A 1,544-nucleotide genomic window follows, 5' to 3' on the forward strand; every position below is an offset into this window, starting at 1 on the left:
AATTTGCGCCTGCAATTCAAACTGGTATTGATGCTGGGAAATATCTACAAGTCTTTAGCAATGGAGTACCCTTAAGCATCGCTAGAGATACAGTTACCGGACAGTTTGTAGGCCATGCTATTGGCGCTACAGTCAACAACAGCCCTTTATCTCCACTGATAGCAGCTTCAAATCTAGTAACGAGTGGGGCACAGATGTATCAAACTCAGCAAGGCTTTACAGCTGTATTAAATGGCTTGCAAACTATACAAACTAGCTTGGGTGTGCTGCAAGCAACTACAGCCTTGATTGGTGTGGGAACGATCGCAGGTGTAGCATTAACAGCAGTCAATCTGCACCAAACAATGAAACTAAGAAAAGAAGTAGAGCAAATGAGGCTGGAAGTCAAAAACGGCTTTATTGACTTGAAACAAGCTTTAAAAGACCAAGGAGTAGAAATTAGACAAATAATCGAGCAAGTAGCCCAAGATATCAAATTTGAACAACATCGCACGGCTTTAGTGAGGGCGTATGGAGTGTTTATCCAGGCGATTAACCGCTTCCGTTCAGCGATGCAATTGCAAGATTTCAGCCGGAGAAACGCTGAGATTGATGGCGTGAGGGGAATGTTATTTACGGCTTTAGCAGATTACAGCAATCCGCATCTACTAGAAGAAACTTGTGCAGCTGGTCAATTACGCAGACTTGAATGTGCTTGGGCAATTGAACAGGCGATTGTTGCAACTTATCAAGTGCAGAATGAGGTTTCAGCAGTAAGCGATCGCCTCATCCTACTCCAAGATAAAATCTGTCAAGATGCTCTAACTGTAATTAATCGCTGCGAATCACATGATGAGCTTGATTTTCTCTTTCCCGAAATTATCCGCATTAAAAATCATGATTTAGGAGTATTGGATTCGTGGCAAAATCATGTTGATTGGATACAATCGCTTCCTTCATCAGATTTAAAGCTTTTAAGCAGCGCTGATTTTAATAGTCCAGAGATTCACTACTCCACAATCAATGTAGCAGAACCGCCAGAACAATTAGTGTATGAGAGTTTAGCCGAGAAATCTCATTTTTATTCGCTTCGTGATCAGTTACTATTTATATTCGAGCCTGAACTACGTCGAGAGTACGAATTTTATATTAGTCAACAAGCTGTAATTACTGGTTATAAAACATTAGTTACATCTAATTTGCAACAGGCATCAGACCTAACTACTGGTAATCTTTATTACTACTTTAAAATCAGAGATGAATCGAAAGGTGAGACAGAGTTAGTTTCAGCTAATTAAAACAGCTACGCGCCCTAAGCGTAGCTATGCCGCAGGCTTTAAGGCAAGCTCTGTTACCACCGTAGGTATCGCATCAAAGGCTGGCTCCACTTGCCAGCCTGATCTAAAAAAGCCTTGAACCTATTAAACCCGCTCTACTTTTCCCTGATTCGGCAATTCAAACGAGACTGTTGATATGATTGGGGCATTTGGATTAGACACAGTAGGCCCAGTCTCTGGAGATGGAGCCAGTAGTCGATAGTCACTACGCCAGCGCTGATGATTGAG

1 protein-coding gene is annotated in these 1,544 nt (G+C 41.9%); it reads left to right on the forward strand.

The window, feature by feature from the left end; genetic code table 11:
• On the forward strand, window positions 1-1,277 hold a 1,277-nt coding region (locus VE944_RS18035; protein WP_324979707.1), incomplete at its 5' end, for a hypothetical protein.
• Between the last annotated feature and the right edge of the window lie 267 nt (window positions 1,278-1,544).

The sequence above is a fragment of the Nostoc sp. genome (assembly GCF_035638895.1).
Lineage (GTDB): Bacteria > Cyanobacteriota > Cyanobacteriia > Cyanobacteriales > Nostocaceae > Nostoc.